The sequence below is a fragment of the Cellulomonas sp. P4_B5_2 genome (assembly GCF_056402235.1).
Genome location: NZ_JBFUHU010000083.1, coordinates 1 through 20,333, shown reverse-complemented (window position 1 = coordinate 20,333; position 20,333 = coordinate 1). Strand labels below are relative to the sequence as shown.

17 protein-coding genes and 2 tRNA genes are annotated in these 20,333 nt (G+C 69.7%); 7 read left to right on the top strand and 12 right to left on the bottom strand.

Going from position 1 to position 20,333, the window contains the following annotated elements; all coding sequences use genetic code 11:
• From AC1DUQ_RS07920 to AC1DUQ_RS07865, 12 genes are all read right to left on the bottom strand, one after another.
• On the bottom strand, positions 1–775 hold a 775-nt coding region (locus AC1DUQ_RS07920), incomplete at its 3' end, for a hypothetical protein (RefSeq protein ID WP_477073611.1).
• A gap of 167 nt (positions 776–942) precedes the next feature.
• On the bottom strand, positions 943–1,734 hold the full coding sequence (locus tag AC1DUQ_RS07915; protein ID WP_477073610.1) for a MerR family transcriptional regulator: 792 nt from the start codon (positions 1,732–1,734) through the stop codon (positions 943–945).
• 15 nt (positions 1,735–1,749) lie between these two features.
• On the bottom strand, positions 1,750–2,541 hold the full coding sequence (locus AC1DUQ_RS07910) for an alpha/beta fold hydrolase (protein WP_477062694.1): 792 nt from the start codon (positions 2,539–2,541) through the stop codon (positions 1,750–1,752).
• A gap of 464 nt (positions 2,542–3,005) precedes the next feature.
• On the bottom strand, positions 3,006–3,962 hold the full coding sequence (locus AC1DUQ_RS07905; RefSeq protein WP_477062693.1) for a carbohydrate kinase family protein: 957 nt from the start codon (positions 3,960–3,962) through the stop codon (positions 3,006–3,008).
• 134 nt (positions 3,963–4,096) lie between these two features.
• Positions 4,097–5,512, bottom strand: a complete 1,416-nt coding sequence (locus AC1DUQ_RS07900) for a glycoside hydrolase family 32 protein (protein WP_477073609.1) — start codon at positions 5,510–5,512, stop codon at positions 4,097–4,099.
• A 54-nt stretch (positions 5,513–5,566) separates the two neighbouring features.
• Positions 5,567–6,628, bottom strand: coding sequence for an ATP-binding cassette domain-containing protein (locus AC1DUQ_RS07895; protein ID WP_477062691.1), 1,062 nt, complete (start codon positions 6,626–6,628; stop codon positions 5,567–5,569).
• Positions 6,625–7,566 (bottom strand): ABC transporter ATP-binding protein, encoded by a 942-nt coding sequence (locus tag AC1DUQ_RS07890; protein WP_477062690.1) that lies wholly within the window; start codon positions 7,564–7,566, stop codon positions 6,625–6,627. Before AC1DUQ_RS07890 ends, AC1DUQ_RS07895 begins: the two co-directional genes overlap by 4 nt.
• Complete coding sequence (locus AC1DUQ_RS07885) at positions 7,563–8,576, bottom strand: ABC transporter permease (protein WP_477062689.1); 1,014 nt, start codon at positions 8,574–8,576, stop codon at positions 7,563–7,565. Before AC1DUQ_RS07885 ends, AC1DUQ_RS07890 begins: the two co-directional genes overlap by 4 nt.
• 19 nt (positions 8,577–8,595) lie before the next feature.
• A complete protein-coding gene (locus tag AC1DUQ_RS07880) occupies positions 8,596–9,573 on the bottom strand; it encodes an ABC transporter permease (RefSeq protein WP_477062688.1) in 978 nt (325 codons plus the stop codon).
• A gap of 100 nt (positions 9,574–9,673) precedes the next feature.
• A complete protein-coding gene (locus AC1DUQ_RS07875; protein ID WP_477073608.1) occupies positions 9,674–11,341 on the bottom strand; it encodes an ABC transporter substrate-binding protein in 1,668 nt (555 codons plus the stop codon).
• A 90-nt stretch (positions 11,342–11,431) separates the two neighbouring features.
• The gene (locus tag AC1DUQ_RS07870; RefSeq protein WP_477073607.1) at positions 11,432–12,406 is read right to left on the bottom strand and encodes a LacI family DNA-binding transcriptional regulator; all 975 of its coding nucleotides are present in this window, start codon (positions 12,404–12,406) and stop codon (positions 11,432–11,434) included.
• A 568-nt stretch (positions 12,407–12,974) separates the two neighbouring features.
• Positions 12,975–13,045 (bottom strand) — tRNA-Gly (locus tag AC1DUQ_RS07865).
• A gap of 105 nt (positions 13,046–13,150) precedes the next feature.
• Between AC1DUQ_RS07865 and AC1DUQ_RS07860 the strand changes: the two genes are divergently transcribed.
• The 7 genes from AC1DUQ_RS07860 to clpX all read left to right on the top strand — a co-directional run bounded on the left by AC1DUQ_RS07860 (position 13,151) and on the right by clpX (position 20,217).
• Positions 13,151–13,224: transfer RNA gene (locus AC1DUQ_RS07860), tRNA-Pro, on the top strand.
• Positions 13,225–13,296: 72 nt separating this feature from the next.
• Positions 13,297–14,259, top strand: coding sequence for a DUF389 domain-containing protein (locus tag AC1DUQ_RS07855; protein WP_477062685.1), 963 nt, complete (start codon positions 13,297–13,299; stop codon positions 14,257–14,259).
• A 77-nt stretch (positions 14,260–14,336) separates the two neighbouring features.
• Positions 14,337–15,626 carry a nucleotide disphospho-sugar-binding domain-containing protein gene (locus AC1DUQ_RS07850; protein ID WP_477062684.1) on the top strand — a complete coding sequence of 430 codons (1,290 nt, stop codon included), beginning with the start codon at positions 14,337–14,339 and terminating at the stop codon, positions 15,624–15,626.
• Between the two features lie 187 nt (positions 15,627–15,813).
• Positions 15,814–17,217: a trigger factor gene (gene tig, locus AC1DUQ_RS07845; RefSeq protein ID WP_477062683.1), complete on the top strand. Its 1,404-nt coding sequence runs from the start codon at positions 15,814–15,816 to the stop codon at positions 17,215–17,217.
• Positions 17,218–17,432: 215 nt separating this feature from the next.
• Positions 17,433–18,050 carry an ATP-dependent Clp protease proteolytic subunit gene (locus AC1DUQ_RS07840; protein WP_477073606.1) on the top strand — a complete coding sequence of 206 codons (618 nt, stop codon included), beginning with the start codon at positions 17,433–17,435 and terminating at the stop codon, positions 18,048–18,050.
• A 42-nt stretch (positions 18,051–18,092) separates the two neighbouring features.
• Entirely contained in the window at positions 18,093–18,827 is a 735-nt protein-coding gene (locus tag AC1DUQ_RS07835) for an ATP-dependent Clp protease proteolytic subunit (RefSeq protein ID WP_477073605.1), read from the top strand.
• Positions 18,828–18,936: 109 nt separating this feature from the next.
• Positions 18,937–20,217, top strand: a complete 1,281-nt coding sequence (gene clpX / locus AC1DUQ_RS07830; protein ID WP_477073604.1) for an ATP-dependent Clp protease ATP-binding subunit ClpX — start codon at positions 18,937–18,939, stop codon at positions 20,215–20,217.
• Positions 20,218–20,333: the final 116 nt, after the last annotated feature.

Here is a 20,333-nt window from a genome sequence, read left to right as displayed (position 1 = left end):
GGCCGTTGAGGGTCCAGGCGATCGACATCTCCGCGCCGCGTGCAGCGCTGATCCGCAGTGCCTCGAGGGCGAGCTCCTCAGCGCGTTCCAGGTTGCCGAGCCGGCGCTCGACCATGCTGAGGTTCGCCGACTCCGACCAGACGACGAACTCGTCACCCGAGGACCGACCCATCGAGAGCCGCGCCGACATCACCTCTCGCGCCGCCTCCAGGTCGCCGGACATCTGCAACGCCACGCCCAGCACGTGCAGGCTGCTGGACCGCCCTGGGTCGCTGTCGGGAAGTCCGTCGGTGACCGCCAGCGCCTGACGCAGCAGGCGTACGGCGTCGTCCGCGTCGGTGTTCAGCGCCACGCGGGCCGACCCGGCGAGGACGAGGGCCTGGAGCGAGCGGTCACCGACCGCCTCCGCCGAGGCAAGGGAGGTGGTGAACCGCTGGTCCGCCAGCTGGTACCGACCCGCCCAGAAGACGAGGTAGCCGTGGTCGTAGAGCGCCCTCGCACGCGCTGACTCGTCGCCGGCGCCCGTCCCCAGGGCCCGCTCGAACCATCTGTCACCGTCGTCGATCCGCGACGTCGAGATCCAGAACGGCACGAGCGCCGACGCCAGGCGGTACGCCGCCTCCGGCTGCCCCCCGGCCAGGTGCCAGTCGAGGGCCTCGAGCATCTCCGGGTAGCGCTCCTCTACCGGCTGGTTCGCGGCCGGATCCTGCTTCCGGGAGCGTGCGCGCGCGTCCTCGGCGATCTCGAGCAGTGCGGCGGCGGTGGCGGCATCCACGATCGGAGCGTACGAGCCGCACGACCCGGGCGTCATCAGATCGGGTCCGGATCCGGATCCACCCTGCGAGCGGACGTCGGGAGTCGAACAACGCCATGGGGCCGAGCCTGTTGCGCGGTCTATCTGATTCGTGATCGCTCGAGGGGTTCTAGTGAGGCGGTGGGGTCTCAGCGATCGCGGGGGATCCGCCCTTCGGGGACTCGTTCGAGCTGCGTCCAGCCACGCCAGCCGCGTTGCTCGAGGATCGCCAGCAGCCGTCGGGCGACCGGCGTGGACTCGGCCATGGTCGCGTCCAGCAGGGAGGCGAAAGGGTCCGACGCATCGGCGTCGCCGATCTCCACCGCACCGCTCTGAACGGCCCGGATACGGAGGTCCTCGACGATGTCGGCGAGCTCGACGACTCGCGGATCGTCGGCGGACCACTCCGACACGGAGCCGAGGAGGCGATAGAGCCGGGTCATGGCCGGGTCCTCGTCCAGCTGCCGGTTCTTGTCGGCGATCACGGCCTCGAGGTCGAGCGGAATCTGCGGGGCGAGCATGATCCACGCGTCCCGTTCGAGCTCGATGTAGGCCTCGCCGACGCCGAGCCCGCGCAGCCGGTCCAGGTAGTCCAGGACGATCTGGGGAAGAGCCAGGTGATCGCCGGCGGCGAGCTTCGCGATCCGCTTGCGGTTGCTCTGGAGGCGACGGATGTCGGCGCGCAGGGCCTTGTCGAGCTCCTCGACTGCTCGGGCGAACTCGTCCGGGCCGGCGACGAGGAGCTCCTGCACTCGAGCGAGGGGCACGCCCGCATCGGCCAGCACGCGGATCCGGATCAGCCGCACGACGGCGGCTGCGTCGTAGCTGCGGTAGCCGGAGTGGTCGCGTTCGGGCTCGGCGAGCAGGCCGATCTGGTGWTAGTGCCGGACCGTTCGCACCGTCACCCCGGCGTAGGACGCCAGCTGGCCGATCGTGAGCATGGGCTCCAGACTGCCTCAACCGGCGACGCCGCGGACCGCCTCGGCGATCGCGCGGAAGTCCTTGCGGAGGATCGCGCCGTGAGTGCTCGCGACCTTGGCGTGGATCGTGATGTTCGGGTTGCGTTCGGCCACTGCGGGGACGCTGGCGCGGATCTTCTCCTGCCCATCGCCCTTGCTGCCGAACGACGTTCCGGATGCGAGGACATACCGGGTCGGCACGGTGATCCTGTCCATCACCGGACCGAGCTCGCGTTCACGCGCGAGCCTGCCGACGTCGATGTTGCACTCGGCCATCTCCAGGGCGGTCATTCGCGGCGTGAGGCCCGTGACGCGAAGTGGCACCATCAGCCACTGCAGGCGACGGAAGACCGTTCGGATCCCGTGCTCCATCTCCTCCGTGAGCCAGTCGTTCGGCTGTGCTCCGTCGACCAGCACAGCGCCGATCGTCCGGTGCGGGTTGCGGCTCGCCCAGTGTGCTGCGACGAAGGCGCCGTACGACCACCCGACCACCAGCGCTCGGTCGACACCTCGAGCGTCGAGCACGGCATCGACATCGCGGACGGCGGCCGCGAACGAGTAGTCCGCCGAACGTCCGGACCTGCGACCACGGGCACGCTCGTCGTACGTGATGTGCCGCCAGTCCGGCCCGAGCTCGGCGACGACCCGCCGCCAGTAGCCCTGGGTCGCGAACTGGCCGTTGAGGTAGATCACCGGCGTCCCGGAGCCACCTGAGTCGGTGACGGCCAGAGCGGTGTCGTCGACCGGCACCATGCCGGTCCAGCTCGGGGTCGAGGTCGTGCTGATCATGGCGTCTCCGTTCCGTCCTGCACCGTGTGATCCAGCGTGCAGGGTTGACGCCGCGTCAGGGTCAAGCCTCCAGAGGGCGCCTTCTGTGCGGTGTCACGTGGGGACGCCGGGGGCGAGGGCGATGCCGAGCGTGTCGACGGGGTGGCGGACACGCGGGTGCTTCTGGTCGACCACGGGTCGGGGTCGGTCGGGCCCGAGTGCAGCCCTGATCACCCGGCGCATCCTGAGGCGCCGACAGGGGTCATGTGACCCGGCACGATGTGAGAGCGGACGACGGGAATCGAACCCGAGTAGCCAGTGTGGAAGACAGCGCTTCGCCGGTCAGCTCGTCAGGACTGGATGCGCGCTGGAAACCAGCGTGGGCCAGACCTATGAACGATCAGCACTTGCACCGAAGGCTCTCGGCTGGCTCGGGAACAGAGCCCATCCTGTCCGGCGCTTTGTCGGGTCTGCGTGCGTCCGGTCTACGGGGCGCCGGACTCGGCCTCGTCGAGCTCGTGGAGGCGGGGTGGCGCGGCGCCCGGGCGGGAGACTGTGATCGCGGCCGCTCGGGATGCTCGGCGCGCTGCGAGCTGGACGGCGTGGTTGCGGTTGGCGGACAGTCCTGGGCGGCCCGCGGCTCCCAGCAGCTGCTCCCGACCGAGCCCGTCGATCAGGGCGGACATGAAGGCGTCACCTGCGCCGACGGTGTCCACCACCGTGACGACGGTCGGCTCGATGTGCACCACGCCGTCCCGGGTGGCGCACCAGGACCCTTCTCTGCCGAGGGTCACCACGACCACCGCCGGTCCACGATGCACCCAGTCCTGGGCGATCTGCACCGGATCGGATCCGGGGTAGAGGTAGGCGATGTCCTCGTCGCTGGCCTTGACCACGTCACTCAGCTCCACCATCTGTTCGACGCGGGCGGCTGCTTCGTCGTGGTCGGGCACGAGGGCGGGACGGATGTTGGGATCGAAGCTGATGCTCGACCGGCCACGCATGCCTTCGACCAGTGCTCGGACGGAGCTGGCGCCAGGAGCCATCAGGGCAGCGATGGATCCTGTGTGGACGTGCAGCGGCGTCCAGGGCGGGTCTACCTGCGGCAATGTCCAGCTGATGTCGAACGTGTACGTCGCTGCGCCGGTGTGGTCCAGGTACGCCACTGCGAACGGCGTAGCGGTACCGCTCGCCGCTGGGTCCGGCACGGCGAGGACTTGTACACCGGCTCCGGCGAGGTGAGCACGGATGAGGCGGCCGTGGTCGTCGTCGCCGAGCTGGGTCATCAAGGACACCTCGGCCCCGAGCTGGGCCAGGCCGAAGGCGACGTTCGCGGGGCTTCCCCCGGGGTGGGTGGAGGCAGGGCCGGACAGCGGGTGGACGACGTCAGCCACGGCCTCGCCGATGACGAGGTAGCGACGGGTGGGGGAAGGCGACGGCATGCTGCTCCTGGGTCTGCGTCGAGAGGTGTCGCTGCATCACGATCTCCGGGGCCGTCGAGGAGAGAGACGTCCGGCGATCCTCGGGTGGGCCGGACGCCTGACGTGGACGTCGCCATCCCGGCCCGACCGATGCTTCAGCTGGGTGACGACGGTTCCAGCATCACGGTGGTCAGTGGCACGTGGGGGAAGACTTGCTGGGTGAGCGTGACGAGTCCCTCGTCGACGTAGACCTCGAGGATGCTGGCGTCGACGACGATCTTGAGGTGGGTGGGGGTTTCGTCGCTGAGCAGCGGGGCGGTGTCGGCCGACGAGAAAGCGGGATGGAAGTCGACGGCGCCGCTGCGGCTCCGGTCGCACGTGATGGTGCGTGCGTCCCCGTCGACGGTGATGGTGACCCTGCCGCCGTGGGGATCGTCGGATCCGAGAACGACGTCGGTGCGGTCTCCCGGCCCCGACGGCACCTGGACGTCGWAGACCTGGAGACGGGTCGCGTCCGTGGGGAGCTGTGGCTCCTGTGTGACGCGCAGGGCTCCGTCCGAGCACCGGACCAGCTCGAGCTCGCGGACGAGAGACATCGCGGACCGCCACGGGTGGGTGGGGGTGTCGTTGGCGTAGTCCCAGTTGCTCGCCCAGCCGATCATCAGCCGCCGGCCTTCCGGAGCGTCGTTGAACGAGACGGCCGCGTAGTAGTCGCGCCCGTAGTCCAGCCAGTCGTAGTCGGCAAGGCGAGGGGAGTCCGACAGTCGGTCCGGGACGAAGGTCGAGCCGTCGAAGTTCCCGACGAAGTACTGGGTCCCGGACCCGCCGGCGACGGCGCCAGGGTTCAGGCTGACCACCAGGACCCACCTGGTCTCGCCGGTGCCGCGGACCTCGAGGGGGAACAGGTCAGGGCACTCCCACATGCCCCCCACGGCATGGGCGGGCCCGAAGCGCGACTCCAGGGTCCAGTCGAGGAGGTTCGGCGAGCTGTAGATGACGACCTGGCGGTCCTGGGCTTCGACCGCGACCATGATCCAGCGTCCGTCGTCGCCGCCATGCCAGAACACCTTCGGGTCGCGGAAGTCCGAGGACCCGGTGTCCAGCACGGGGTTGCCTGCGTATCGGGTCCACGTGACCCCGTCGTCCAGGCTGTACGCCAGGGACTGGGCCTGGACTCCCGGACGGCGTGACGCGCTGGTGTACGCGCTGGTGTAGATGGCGACGAGCGCTGTCTGGCCGGGTCCGGCGAAGCCGGCGGTGTTGCGCACGTCGGCGACGGCGCTGCCCGAGAACACGTTCTCCTCGGGTGTGTGCGCGATGGCCACGTCATGCTCCGACCACGTGACCAGGTCGGTGGAGGTGGCGTGCCCCCAGGACATCGGGCCCCAGACGTTGCCCTCGGGGTTGTTCTGGAAGAACAGGTGGTAGACGCCGGCGTGGTGGAGCAGCCCGTTGGGGTCGTTGAGCCAGGTCTCTTGGGCGGTGAAGTGGGCGGAYGGCCGCAGGTGCGGGGTGGCGGCCGGCGCGGGCGGGGCGACGTCGGCCGTGGGCACGGTGGGGATCGGGTTCACGAGAAGTCCTAGAGGTTCGGCGGCGAGCGGATCGGCGGGCGGCGGCGTCGGTGACTACCCCTCGACCGTGTCCACGGCCAGGGCACGCGAGGCGACGTCCGCGGCGGGCCGGTACAGGTGGCAGCGGACCCAGTGCCGGTCCGCTGCCGGCCCGACGTCATGCCGGACGGGTTCGGTTCGGCTGCAGACCTGGTTCGGGTCCCCGTCGAAAGGACAGGACTCCGAGTCGAGCACCGCGGCGCGCAGCCTCGCCCGTTCGTCGGGGTCGTAGCTGCCGGCCCGCAACGGGTCTGGCACGGCGGACAGCAGCAGCTGGGTGTACGGGTGAGCCGGCCGGGCCATGAGGGCCGTGGACGCGCCGCTCTCGACGAGCTCTCCGGCGAACATGACCGTCGTCCTGTCCGCGACATACCGCGCCGAGGCCAGGTCGTGCGTGATGAAGAGCATCGAGATGCCGCGCTCGTCACGCAGTCGGCGCATGAGGTTGAGGACGCCGATCCGGACCGACACGTCGAGCATGGACGTGGGCTCGTCGGCGAGGATCACCTCGGGGTCCATGGCGAGCGCGCGGGCGATGGAGACACGCTGACGCTGGCCGCCGGAGAGCTCGAACGCGCGCGAGTCCAGCATGTCCACAGGCAGGTCGACCGTCGCCATCAGCTCCGCGACGAGCTCCCGCATCTGGTCGGCTCCCTTGGCCCGGCCGTGCAGCCGGGCAGCCCGCTCGAGGAACTGCTGGACCCGGTGGGCCGGATTCAGGGAGCCGAAGGGATCCTGGAAGATCATCTGCACCTTCCTGCGGAACTCCCGGGACGCGCGTCTCGGCTCGCTGCGGAGCACGTCGACGCCGTCGACGAAGATCTGTCCCGCGGTCGGCCGCTCCAGCCGGGCGATGCAGCGCGCGATCGTGCTCTTGCCGCTGCCCGACTCACCCACCAGTGCCAGGATCTCCCCGCGCTCGAGGTCCAGGTCGACCGAGCGGAGCGCACGCACGACCGTGCGCGAGAAGAGGCCTCCGACCGGGAAGTCGACACTGAGTCCTCGCAGGCGGATCACGGCGTCCGGCACCGCCTCGGTGTCCGCACGGGTACCAGTCGCCGGCGCTGAGATGCTCATGATCGTCCTCCATCGATGACGGTGCCCACCGGCACGGGTGCGACCCAGTGGCCGGGCTGTTCCTCGCGCAGGTCAGGGATGTCGGTGAACCGCACTCCCTCTCCCAGGCCCACCAGGGGGGCGACGGGTCCGGTCAGCGGCGGGAACGCGCTGATGAGCGCGCGGGTGTAAGGGTGGAGCGGGTTGGCGAACATGGTCTTCGCGTCGGCCGTCTCGACGAAGCGGCCCGCGTACATGACGGCCATCCGGTGGGACAGCTCGATCATCAGCGACATGTCGTGGGTGATGAACAGGACGGAGAACCCGAGCTCTCTCTGCAGCTCGGCGATCTGCGCCATGATCTCCTGCTGGACGACGACGTCGAGCGCGGTCGTCGGCTCGTCCATGATCAGCAGGTGGGGCCGCAGGGCGACCGCCATGGCGATGACCACGCGCTGGCGCATGCCCCCGGACAGCTGGTGCGGGTAGGACCGCAGGCGCGCCGGGTCGATGCGCACGAGCTCGAGCAGCTCCGCCGCCCGGGCCCGCGCCTTGCTCTTCGGCAGGCGCTCGTGGGTGGTGAAGATGTCGACGATCTGGTCACCGACGGTCATGACGGGGTTGAGGGAGTTCATGGCCGACTGGAACACCATCGCGACCTCCCGCCACCGGAGCGCGCGCAGCTCCTCGGCGTCCAGGGTGAGGATGTCTCGTCCCCGGAACCGGATGGACCCACCCGTGATCACGGCCGGCGGGCGCAGCAGCCGCATGATCGCGTTGGCAGCGGTGCTCTTGCCGCAGCCGGACTCGCCGGCCAGCCCGAAGATCTCGCCTCTGCCGATCTGGAAGCTGACCCGGTCGACGGCGCGCACCGTGCGGTACTCGCCGTGATACTCGACGGACAGGTCCGAGACCTCCAGGACCGGCGCGTCATCTCGTGACGACGGGAGCGTGCTCATCGGTTCACCTCCTGGTGGGTTGCCGAGCCGAGCGCCGCACGGCGGCTGGTCCTGCGCCGGCGGGTGGATCGCAGCCGGGGGTTGGTGACCTCGTCGACGCCGTAGTTGATGAGCGCCAGGGCGAAGGCCACGAGGGCGATGGCCGCACCCGAGGGCACGAAGGCCCACCACGTGCCGGACATCAGGGCTCCGTCGTTGCTGGCCCAGTACAGGTTGGTGCCCCAGCTGACCACGCTGACGTCGCCGAGCCCGAGGAACTCCAGGCCGGCCTGGGCGCCGATGCCGAAGATCACCGACCCGATCAGCGTGATCATCACGATCGACGCCATGTTGGGCAGGATCTCCCGGAACATGATCCAGCCCGCACGCTCGCCGGTGACGATCGCGGCGGCCACGAAGTCCTTCCCGCGGATGGAGAGCGCCTGGGACCGCAGGACCCGGGCCGACCCGGCCCAGCCGGTGAACGTCAGGACGAGCATCACCGTGGTCATCCCGGTCGGCAGGAACGCGGCCAGGATCACCAGGAGCGGCAGTCCCGGGATGAGGAGGAAGACATTGGTGAGCAGGGACAGCGAGTTGTCGGCGCGGCCTCCGAAGTAGGCCGAGGACAGGCCCACCAGCAGTCCGATGAACGTGGCCGCGATGCCGACGACGAACCCCACGAGCAGAGAGCTGCGCGCCCCCCACATGGTCAGGGCCAGGACATCCTGCCCCTTCGCGGTGGTGCCGAACAGGTGCTCCGCCGAGGGCGGTTGCGCTCCGAGCGAGGTGATGGTCGACGGGTCGCCGGGGGCGAGGAGCGGGGCGAGCAGCGCCACGGCGACGAAGAGCGCGAGGATGATCATCCCGGTCAGCGCCTTGCGGTTGGCGACGAGGCTGTGCACGAGGCCCTGACGGACCGGGTGTCGCGGAGGGCGGTCGAGCGCCGCCGGTTCGGTGGGGCCGCTCAGGATCTCGCGGTGATCGGTGGCGACGAGCAGCTGCACCTCGGCAGGGTCGGTAGCAGACACGAGTGTTCCTCCTTCCGGTTCAGGAGACCCGCACGCGCGGGTCGAGGCGGACGTAGACGACGTCGACGAGGAAGTTCGCGGCCAGGACGGCGGCCGTGATGGTCAGGAAGATGCCCTGCATCAGCGGGTAGTCCAGGGCGGAGACGGCCGCGAGGAGCTGGTACCCCAGGCCGGGGTAGGCGAAGACGACCTCGGTGAGCAGGGCGCCGCCGACGACGAACCCGATGGCCATGCCGAACGATGTGGTGGCGGGCAGGGTCGCGTTGCGGGCGCCGTACCGGAGCATGACGCGCGACGGTCGCAGCCCCTTGGCCTCCGCCATGACGATGTAGTCCTCGGAGTTGGTGGCGATCATGGTGTTCCGCATGCCGAGCATCCAGCCGCCGATGGACACCAGCACGATCGTCGTGACGGGCAGGACGAGGTGCGCGGCGACGTCGGCGATGAACTCCGGTGACCAGGACGGGGTCATCCCCGCGCTGTAGGCGTGCCGCAGGGGGAACCAGCCGAGCGTGACGCCGAACAGGTACAGCGCACCCATGGCGAGCCAGAAGTAGGGGAAGGAGCCGATGAAGACGAGGACCGGCGGCAGGATCGAGTCCAGCACGCCCCCACGCCGCCAGGCGGCGAGGATCCCTAGGGAGTTCCCGACCACCACGGCGATGATCAGCGCGGTGCCGCCGAGCAGCAGCGTCCAACCGATCTGGCTGGCGATGACCTCGGTCACCGGGGTGGGGAACCGGGAGATGGAGACCCCCATGTCGCCCGTGAAGATGCTCTGCCAGTAGCTGAGGTACTGCTGCCAGATCGGGCGCTCGTCCAGCCCGAACAGGACGCGCATCTGGTCGACCTGCTCCGGGCTCATCCGTCCCTGGGACTGGCTGAGCATCCGGGAGACCGGGTCTCCGGGCATGAAGCGGGGGAGAAGGAAGTTGAGGGTGACAGATACCCAGAACGCGACCAGGTAGAAGCCCAGGCGCCTGACGACGAATCGCATGGCATTCACTCCGTTGTGTTGTGCGGCGCACCCGACGGCGCCTGCGCGGGACAGCGCGTGCGCCGTCGGGTGTGCAGCTGCGGGAGAAGGCGGGCGAGGGTTACTCGGAGACGACCGGCTCGAGCGTGGTCAGCACCAGGACCGTGGTCGGGCCGCGGGTCGACAGGGTCGCGTACGGGTCGTCCTCCGTCGGGAAGCCCGTGAAGCGCGTCGTGTTGTACGCGCCCCACCGGGGGCCGGGGAACAGCGGGACGACCGGTGCGAGCTCGTCGAAGAGCACCTGGAGCTCGTCGATCGCCTGCTGCTGGCTCGCGTCGTCGGTGGATCCGGCGAACTGCGTGAGGAGCGCGTCTGCCTCGGGCACGCCGAACCGGTGGTAGTTCTGCGTTGCCTGCTCACCGACGGGCTTGGCCGTCTCGGTGGACATCACACCGCGGAAGAACTGGTACGGGGTCGCCTCCATGTTGCTCCACACGATTCYCGTGTCGAAGCTGCCGTCCTCGTAGCCGGCGACCACCGCGGACCAGTCCGGCGCGTTCACCGTCGCGTCGATGCCGACGTCGTCGAGGTTCTGGTCGATGATGTTCGCCGCCGACAGCCAGTCCGACGACGTCGCTCCGACGGAGATGTCGAACGCCAAGGGGGAGCCGTCGGGCATCGTCCGGATCCCGTCGGCGCCGCGGGTGTACCCGGCCTCGTCGAGGATCGCGTTGGCACCGTCGACGTCACGATCGGTCCAGTCGCAGCTTCCCGCCACGGACTCGTTGCGCCAGGCGTCGTACCCGTCGGACAGCCCWGTGCAGTCAGACGGGTGGGTGTAGCCCTGCATCGCGACCTCAGTGATGGACTCCCGGTCGATCGCCATGCTCAGGGCCTTGCGGACCTGCACGTCATCGAAGGGCGGCTTGGTCGTGTTCAGCTGCCAGTTGATCGTGCTGTCGGTCGCGGGGAACCAGAAGTGCCGGTTGTCGGGGTCGTCGGCGACGAACGCGTTCTCGATGTCGGGGATGAACTGGTCGGCCCAGTCCGTCTCCCCGTTGGTGGTCGCCAGGTTCGCGGGGTCGTTGCCCGCGAAGGCCAGCATCTGGATCCCCTCGATCTTCTGCTTGTCGGGCTGCCAGTAGTTCGGGTTCTTCCCGAGGCTGAAGGCCTGGCTCTCGAAGCTGATGACCTCCGTGTACGGCCCGGTGCCGACCGGCGTCTCGTTCGTCTCCAGAGCGGCGTCGTCGATGCTCTCCCAGACGTGCTCCGGCACGATCACCTGCCGGCCGAGCTCGTACAGGGCCGGGGCGAAGGGGGTGGTGAACGTGAAGGTCACCGTGTCGTCGTCCTCGGCCGTGACCGTGTCGAGGTACTCGAAGCCGCCGGCGACCTCCTTCTGCAGCTCGAACGTGAAGGCGACGTCCGAAGCCGTGAAGGGCTCCCCGTCCGACCACTGGACGCCATCGCGCAGGGTGAACGTGATCCCCGTCCCGTCGGGTGCGGGAGTCCACTCGGTCGCGAGCCACGGCGTCGTCGTGCCGTCGTTGGGGTTGAAGACCAGCATGGACTCGTAGATCGCCTGCTGCGTCATCGGTGCGGCATTGGGCGAGAACGGGTTGAAGTTGCGGCTGAACGTCGCCGTGTCTTCCCGGGGGATCTGCAGGAGCTGGGTGCCGTCGAGTGCCCCGGATGTACCGCCTCCGGCGCACCCCGTCAGGGCGAGGGCGCCCGCAAGGGCGAGCGCGCCGAGTGCGCGCACCCGTCGGGACGTTGTCGGTCGTGTCATCATGCTGCTCTCCATCTCTGTGCTGCTTCTCTGCTGCTTCTGGGCTGCGAGCGAAGGGTGTGGGAATGGACTCGATCGGCTGACTGGACCTCAGACCGACGAGCGTTTGACCAGCGGGCAGCCGATCGTCACCGGCGGCCCTGCTGCCAGAGCGGCGCCGAGCATCTCGACGCCGCGTGTGCCCATCTCGTGGAAGGGCAGCGCAACTGTGGTGAGCTTCGGCCGCAGGTAGGCGGCGATCAGCTCCTGGTTGTCGAACCCGACGACGGCGACGTCGGAGGGGATGGACAACCCGTGCTCCTTGATGGCGTCGTACGCCCCCATGGCGATGCGGTCGGTGCCGCAGAAGATCGCCGTGGGGCGGTCAGGGAGGTCCAGCAGGGCACAGGCGGCCACGTAGCCGCCATCGGCCGACGAGTCGACCGACATCACGAGGTCGTCCTCGGGCACGACACCGGCGTCGACCAGGGCCCGGCGGTAGCCGGCGAGCCGGCCCCGCGCTGCCGTGGTGTCGGGCTCGAGGTTGATGAATCCGATGCGTCGGTGACCAGCCTCGATCAGGTGACGAGTCGCGCTGTGCCCTCCGCCCTCCTCGTCGGGCACGATCGACGGCAGGCGACCGTCTGCGTCGAAGCAGTGGACAAGAACCGTCGGCACGTCGAAGGCGATCGGCGGCAGCGTGACCTCGCGATGGAAGCCTGAGGCGTAGATCAGCCCTTCGACACGCTGCTCCAGCAGCTTCTCGATCGCCGCGTGCTCGAGTCCGGGATTGCCGTCGGTCGCCGCGATGAGAAGGAACTTCCCTTCCTTCCACGACCGGTCCTGCGCTCCCTTCACCGTCTCCATCCCGAACGGACTGGTCACGATCTCCGTCACCAGCCCCAGCAGGCCGGACCGCTGAGCGGCCAGCGCCCGGGCGGCGGCGTGCGGCCGGTACCCGAGCTCTTCGGCGGCCCGCAGGATCCGCTCTCGAGTCGCGGGCGAGACGCTCCCGTCGTCGCGGTTGTTCAGGACGAACGACACCGCCGTCCTGGACACCCCGACCCGCTGGGCGATGTCCCCCATACGGACTGCCTTTGATCCATCGCCAGCCACGGCACACCAATCCTGTCGACATTGACTCTTGGTCAGCGGCATCCGTGGGCGCAGCGGGTTGAGGACTAACGCGCGTTAGGGTGTTCGCTTGCGGCGACCTTACGCGCGTTAGTTCCGGAATGTCAACGGCTCCGTCGAGGGCTCTCGTGCAGCAGCGCGTACGAGCGAGCGCGGGCAGCTGGCGCCCCGTGACCTCCATCTCGGAGGACCAGGCGCGCACGCGTGGCGGACTGCTCTGTCCGAGCTCGAGCAACCCCGACGGTCGGCCCCAGGTGGTTGTCCAGACGGAGCACCGCACACGCTGCGCCTTCCGCACCCGGCGAACCCCGTCACATCCGCGCTGCTCTTGCCGCATCGGCGCTCGCCCTCGGGGCGCCATTCGCAGTCGTGCCTTCGACGGGGCACCGCGCCCGCTACGTGACCGCGGGAGCTGTATCGATCGCGTGGTTCGCATACGTCTGGTCTCAGCTGAGCTGAAAGGGGCATCAAGAAGGAGAGAGTCGCGTCCTACGCGACGTGACTCAGAGCCAGCGGGCGGAGCGGACGACGGGAATCGAACCCGCGTAGCCAGTTTGGAAGACTGGGGCTCTACCATTGAGCTACGTCCGCACAGGTCCTGGCTCTGGGAGCCACGACCGCGGCACCCAGGGTACCGGGTGCGCAGGGGCGTCTCGTGCACCCACCTCGCCCGCCCGGGCCGCGGTCGGGTGCGCACGGGGTGTGGCGCAGGTTGGTAGCGCGTCCGCTTTGGGAGCGGAAGGTCGTGGGTTCGAATCCCGCCACCCCGACAGAGTCACACGAGAGCGAGCCGGCCGGAGCGGCTCCCACGTCTGCCCGTCCGACGACGAGACACTGACCCCGTGCTGCACCTGCGGATCTCGGTCCCGGCGGACCTCACGAGCGGCGTCGTCGCCGTGCTCGAGCGCGCGCCCGCGGTGAGCAGCCTGGCGGTCCTCGACGGTGCATCACGGCGACCTGAGGGCGACGTCGTGCTCGCGGACGTCGCGAGGGAGGCGGCCAACGACCTCTGCGACGAGCTCCTGGAGCTCGGCGTGCAGCGCGAGGGCACGCTCACGATCGAGCCGGTGGACACGTGGGTATCGCAGCCGGGCTACGACGCCGAACGGCTCGCCCCCGGCAGCAGCGCGGACGCCGTGGTGTGGATCGACGTCACGCGGCGTGCCTACGCGGAGTCGGAGCTCAACTGGACGTACCTGAGCTTCATGAGCCTGGCGACGCTCATCGCCGCCATCGCCATCGTGCTCGACTCGCAGATCCTGGTCATCGGCGCGATGGTGCTCGGGCCGGAGTTCGTGCCGATCGCCGCCCTCGGCATCGCGCTGGTCCGCCGCCGGTTCCACCTGCTCCGGATGGCGCTCTGGACCCTGGTGGTCGGGTTCCTCCTCGCCATCCTCCTCACGTGCGTGGCGGCGCTCGCGGCCAAGCAGCTCGGCTGGGTGACGCTCGAGCAGGTCACGGCTCCCCGGCCGGGCACGGAGTTCATCTACACGCCCGACAAGTGGTCGTTCATCGTGGCGGTCATCGCCGGGGCCGCGGGGGTGCTGTCGCTCACGTCGGCGCGGGTCGGTGGGCTCGCGGGTGCCTTCATCTCGGTGACCACCGTGCCTGCCGCGGGCAACGTCGCGCTCGGCCTGGCGTTCGGGCAGCTGGTCGAGGTCCGCGGCAGCGCGCTCCAGCTCGGCATCAACATCGTGGGCATGGCCCTCGCGGGGTGGCTGACGCTCGTCTTCCAGAAGACCGTGTGGAACCGCTTCGCCGACCGGCGCGAGCGCCTGCGCGCGAGGATCTTGCGCCGCGACTGAGCCCGGGATGTATCAGGGCGAATCGCCCAGGGTCTTGTTCAGGGACTGTTTCCCCGACACCCCTGGGAGATCCCCCCATGAGCAGGATCCTGTTCACCCTCACCCCCGTCACCGGCCATGTGCGCCCTGCGCTGCCGCTCGCCCGCGCGCTCGTCGGCGAAGGGCACGAGGTCGTCGTCTACACGGGCACCAAGTTCGCCGAGGCGGTCCTGGCGACCGGTGCGAAGCATGCACCGATCGTGCAGGGCCGCGACCTCGACGACGCGGAGTTCGACGCCTGGTCGGTCGCGCAGGGTGCACCGGCGCCGGGCATCAAGCGGCTGCAGTGGGACGTGCGGCACCACTTCGTCGGCACCGTGCCGGGTTTCCTGGCCGACCTGGACGGCATCGTCGCCGCCGAGCGGCCCGACGTCCTCGTCATGGACAACGGGTTCGTCGCGGGCGCGATCGCCGCGCGCCGGTACGACCTGCCCTCCGTCCTGTTCTCCGTCTCGCCGCTGGCGATCTCGAGCAAGGACACGGCCCCGTTCGGTCTGGGCCTGCAGCCGCCGCGGACCGGGTTCGACGGCCTGCGCTACGCGGCGCTCGGCTGGTTCATCGAGAAGGTGCTGTTCCGGGACTCGCAGAAGGCGGCGGAACGCGTGGTCGCCGACGCCGGCCTGCCGGTGCCCGACGGGTTCTTCCTCGACTGGGTGCAGACGTCCGCCACCCAGGTGCTGCACCCCTCGGTGCCGTCGTTCGAGTACCCCCGCAGTGACCTGCCGGAGAACGTCGAGCTGGTCGGACCGTTCCTGCCGGCGGGTGTCGACCGCTTCGAACCGCCCGAGTGGTGGGACGACGTGCGCGAGGCGCGCGCCACCGGTCGTCCGGTCGTCCTCGTCACGCAGGGGACGGTCGCCACCGACCCGGAGCGGCTGCTCTGGCCGGCCATCGACGCCCTCGCCGACGAGGACGTCCTGGTGATCGCGACCACCGAGCCCGCGGGCTACCCGGCGAACGTGCGGGCCACCCCGTTCGTGCCGTTCGACCGACTCCTGCCGATGGTGGACGTGATGATCACCAACGGCGGGTTCGGGGGCGTCCAGCAGGCGCTCGCGTCCGGGGTGCCCGTGCTCGTCGCGGGTCGCTCCGAGGACAAGGCCGAGGTGGGTGCGCGGGTGGTGTGGTCCGGCGTCGGCCTCGCGCTCCCGACCGACAGGGTCACGGACGCGACGACGTCCGAGGCCGTCCGCGACGGTGTGCGCCGGTTGCTGGACAACCCGTCGTTCGCGCGGCGGGCCGGCGAGCTCGCCGCCGAGTACGCGGAGCACGACGGCGTCGGGCGTGCGGTGTCCGTCATCACGGAGGTCGCGGGTCTCGCTCGATGACGGGGCGACGGGCGTGGGCGGTCCCACAGCCTCTCGGCTTGGGAGCGCCGCCCGCCGTGGCGTAAGGTCGAGGGTCGCCAGCGTGCGGTCGTCGGCCCGTTCTCGGGCGTGCGACGGCGCGCGGCCCGAAGCACCGGAGATCGCCGGAGTCGCCGGCGCCCGCCCCGATCAGTTGGAGACCATCGAAGTGAAGAGCGCCGTCGAGACCCTGGAGCCCACCAAGGTCAAGCTGACCGTCGAGGTGACCTACGACGAGCTCAAGCCGAGCATCGAGCACGCGTACGAGCACATCGCTCAGGACGTCGTCGTCCCGGGCTTCCGCAAGGGCAAGGTGCCGCCGCGCATCATCGACCAGCGCGTCGGCCGCCCCGCCGTCCTCGAGCACGCGATCAACGAGGGCCTGTCCGGCTTCTACGCCGAGGCCGTCCGCGAGAACAAGCTGCGCCCGCTGGGCCAGCCCGAGGTCGAGGTCACCAAGATCCCCGGCCTGACCGCCGCGCCCGCCGGCGAGGAGGGTGAGCTGCACTTCACCGCCGAGGTCGAGGTGCGCCCCGAGATCACGGTCCCGGCGCTCGACGGCATCGCCGTCACGGTCGACGACGTCGAGGTCTCCGACGAGGACGTCGCCGCCCGCCTGGACGCCCTGCGCGAGCGCTTCGGCACCCTGGTCGGCGTGGACCGCCCCGCGGCCGAGGGCGACTTCGTCGTCATCGACCTCACCGCCACCATCGGCGACGAGCCGGTCGACACCGTGTCCGGCGTCAGCTACCAGATCGGCTCGGGCAACATGCTCGAGGGCCTCGACGAGGCGCTCACGGGCCTGTCGGGCGGCGAGACCACCACGTTCGAGACGGCCCTCGCGGGCGGCGAGCACGCCGGCGAGACCGCCCAGGTGAGCGTCACCGCCACCACGGTCAAGGAGCGGCAGCTGCCCGACGCCGACGACGACTTCGCCCAGCTGGCCAGCGAGTTCGACACGCTCGAGGAGCTGACCGCGGACCTGCGCACGCAGGCGTCGAGCATCAAGGCGTCCAACCAGGCCGTGCAGGCCCGTGACCTGCTGCTCGAGCAGCTGCTCGCCGCCACCGAGATCCCCGTCCCGTCGGGCGTCGTCGAGGCCGAGGTGCACCGTCACCTCGAGGGCGAGGGCCGGCTCGAGGACGACGAGCACCGCGCCGAGGTCGGCGAGCAGGCCACCACGGCGCTGCGCAACCAGATCCTCCTGGACACCTTGGCCGAGCAGCTGGAGATCAAGGTCAGCCAGAACGAGCTGCTCGACTACCTGGTGAACGCGTCGCGCCAGTACGGCATGGACCCGAACACCTTCATCCAGACCATCGACCAGCAGGGCCAGATCCCGACGATGGTCGCCGAGGTCGCCCGCTCGAAGGCGCTCGCCGTCGCGCTGCGCCGCGTCGCCGTCACCGACGGCTCCGGCCAGGCCGTGGACCTCTCGGAGTTCATCGGGTCCGACGAGGAGGACGCAGCGGACGTCGCCGCGACCTCCTCGGCCCCGTCAGACGCCGCCGCCGACATCGCGGCCTTCGACGAGTTCGACGACGTCGAGACCGCCGAGGACACGAAGGCCTGACGCCTCTCTCCTGAAGGCCCCGCACCGATGCCCGGTGCGGGGCCTTCGGTCTTCTCCCGGGTCCGCGGGGCCAGGCTCTGCCGTCAGCGAAAACGCTCGGTGCGGGGCCATGGACGGGTGCCGCTGCGCGTTAGGGTCACTGCATCGCACGGGTCCCCGACAGGGGAGGACCGCGCGGTGCAGGACAGACGTCACCGTCAGATGAGGGAGCCTTCGTGAACGAGCTAGTGCCGATGATGGCCAGGGCGGACGGCCCGGCCTTCGGCCTCAATGACTCCATCTACAACCGACTGCTCCGCGAGCGCATCATCTGGCTCGGCTCCGAGGTGCGCGACGAGAACGCCAACGCCATCTGCGCGCAGATGATGCTGCTGGCCGCGGAGGACCCCGACAAGGACATCTGGCTGTACATCAACTCGCCCGGTGGCTCGATCACCGCGGGCATGGCGATCTACGACACCATGCAGTACATCCAGCCGGACGTCGCGACGATCGCGATGGGCATGGCGGCCTCGATGGGCCAGTTCCTGCTCTCGTCGGGCGCCCAGGGCAAGCGCTACGCCCTGCCGCACGCGCGCGTGATGATGCACCAGCCCTCGGGCGGCATCGGCGGCACCGCGACCGACGTGCGGATCAACGCCCAGCTGATCCTCCACATGAAGACCGTGCTCGCCGAGCTCACCGCGGCGCAGACCGGCAAGAGCGTCGACCAGATCAACGCCGACGCCGACCGCGACCGCTGGTTCACSGCGCMSGARGCCCTCGASTACGGCTTCGTCGACCACGTCGTCGAGAGGGCTGCCACCGTCGCCGGTGGTGGCGGCACGGCCTGACGGCCGGCCTCCCTCTGACCCCTTCATCTTGAGGAGAAGCTCATGAGCATGGAATCCCAGTTCATGGCGCGCGCGGGCATGCTGGCCGGCCCCGGCGGTCTCGCACCGTCGTCGCCCGCCGCCCGCTACGTGCTGCCGCAGTTCGAGGAGCGCACGGCCTACGGCTTCAAGCGCCAGGACCCGTACAMCAAGCTGTTCGAGGASCGCATCATCTTCCTCGGCGTGCAGGTKGACGACGCCTCGGCCGACGACGTCATGGCCCAGCTGCTGGTGCTGGAGAGCACCGACCCGGACCGCGACATCATCCTGTACATCAACTCGCCCGGCGGCTCGTTCACGGCGCTCACGGCGATCTACGACACGATGCAGTACATCAAGCCGCACATCCAGACGGTCTGCCTCGGGCAGGCTGCCTCGGCGGCGGCCGTGCTGCTCGCGGCGGGCTCGCCCGGCAAGCGCCTGGCCCTGCCCAACGCGCGCGTGCTCATCCACCAGCCCGCGATGGAGGGTGGCGGCTACGCGCAGGCGTCCGACATCGAGATCCACGCCAACGAGCTGATCCGGATGCGCGAGTGGCTCGAGCTGACCATCGCGCACCACACGGGGCGTGACATCGAGCTGGTCCGCAAGGACATCGAGCGCGACAAGATCCTCACGGCCCAGCAGGCGCTGGAGTACGGGATCGTCGGGTCCGCTGCCTGCGGACCCGGCTCCGCTGCTGGGCGACGGGTGACACCCGTGACAACCGGTGCTGACGCGTGCCGTGTGTTCGGCTGACATCCCGGCCCCGGTGGTGTGCAATGGGGGAGGACGCGCGCCTCGCGGGGCGACGCACGTACGACGCACCGCCCGACGGGCGGAGGGCGACACGAGGAAGGGGATCGACGTGGCTCGTATCGGGGACGGAGCCGATCTCCTCAAGTGTTCCTTCTGCGGCAAGTCGCAGAAGCAGGTCAAGAAGCTGATCGCGGGCCCGGGCGTCTACATCTGCGACGAGTGCATCGAGCTCTGCAACGAGATCATCGAGGAAGAGCTGGCCGAGGCCACCGAGGTCGGCCTGGTCGAGCTGCCCAAGCCGAAGGAGATCTTCGACTTCCTCGAGCAGTACATCATCGGCCAGGAGTCGGCCAMGCGGGCCCTCGCGGTCGCGGTGTACAACCACTACAAGCGGGTCCAGGCCGGTGAGTCGCGCACGTCGACGACCGACGACCACATCGAGATCGCGAAGTCGAACATCCTGCTGGTCGGCCCCACGGGCACCGGCAAGACCTACCTCGCGCAGACCCTGGCCCGCATGCTGAACGTCCCCTTCGCGATCGCGGACGCCACGGCCCTCACCGAGGCGGGCTACGTCGGCGAGGACGTCGAGAACATCCTGCTCAAGCTCATCCAGGCCGCCGACTACGACGTCAAGAAGGCCGAGTCGGGGATCATCTACATCGACGAGATCGACAAGATCGCCCGCAAGAGCGAGAACCCGTCGATCACGCGTGACGTCTCCGGCGAGGGCGTCCAGCAGGCGCTGCTGAAGATCATCGAGGGCACCACGGCCTCGGTCCCGCCGCAGGGTGGTCGCAAGCACCCGCACCAGGAGTTCATCCAGATCGACACCACGAACGTGCTGTTCATCGTGGCCGGCGCGTTCTCGGGGCTCGACGACATCATCGCGGCCCGTGCGCGCAAGCGTGTCGTCGGCTTCGGCGCCCCGCTGCTGGACTCGGTGGACGAGGGCGACCTGTTCGCGGAGGTCCGTCCCGAGGACCTGCAGAAGTACGGACTGATCCCCGAGTTCATCGGGCGGCTGCCCGTCGTCGCCGCGGTCTCCCGCCTCGACCAGGACGCGCTCGTGCGGATCCTCACGGAGCCCAAGAACGCGCTGGTCAAGCAGTACCAGCGGATGTTCCAGATCGACGGCGTGGAGCTCGAGTTCGACGAGGACGCCGTGGCCTCGATCGCCGACCAGGCCCTCCTGCGCGGGACCGGGGCACGCGGGCTGCGGGCCATCATGGAAGAGGTCCTCCAGCAGGTGATGTTCGAGGTGCCCAGCCGCGACGACGTGGGCCGGGTGGTCATCACGCGCGAGGTGGTGCTCGAGAACGTCAACCCGACGCTCATCCCTCGGGACACCGAGCAGGAGAAGCGCACACCCCGCGAGAAGAGCGCCTGACCGTCCGGGGTTCCCGCCTAGGATCGCGTCCGTGAGCGACCTGCCGACCCCGATCCCCGCTGAGCTGGCCCGCCTGCGCGGGAGCATCGACAACATCGACGCCGCGCTCGTCTACC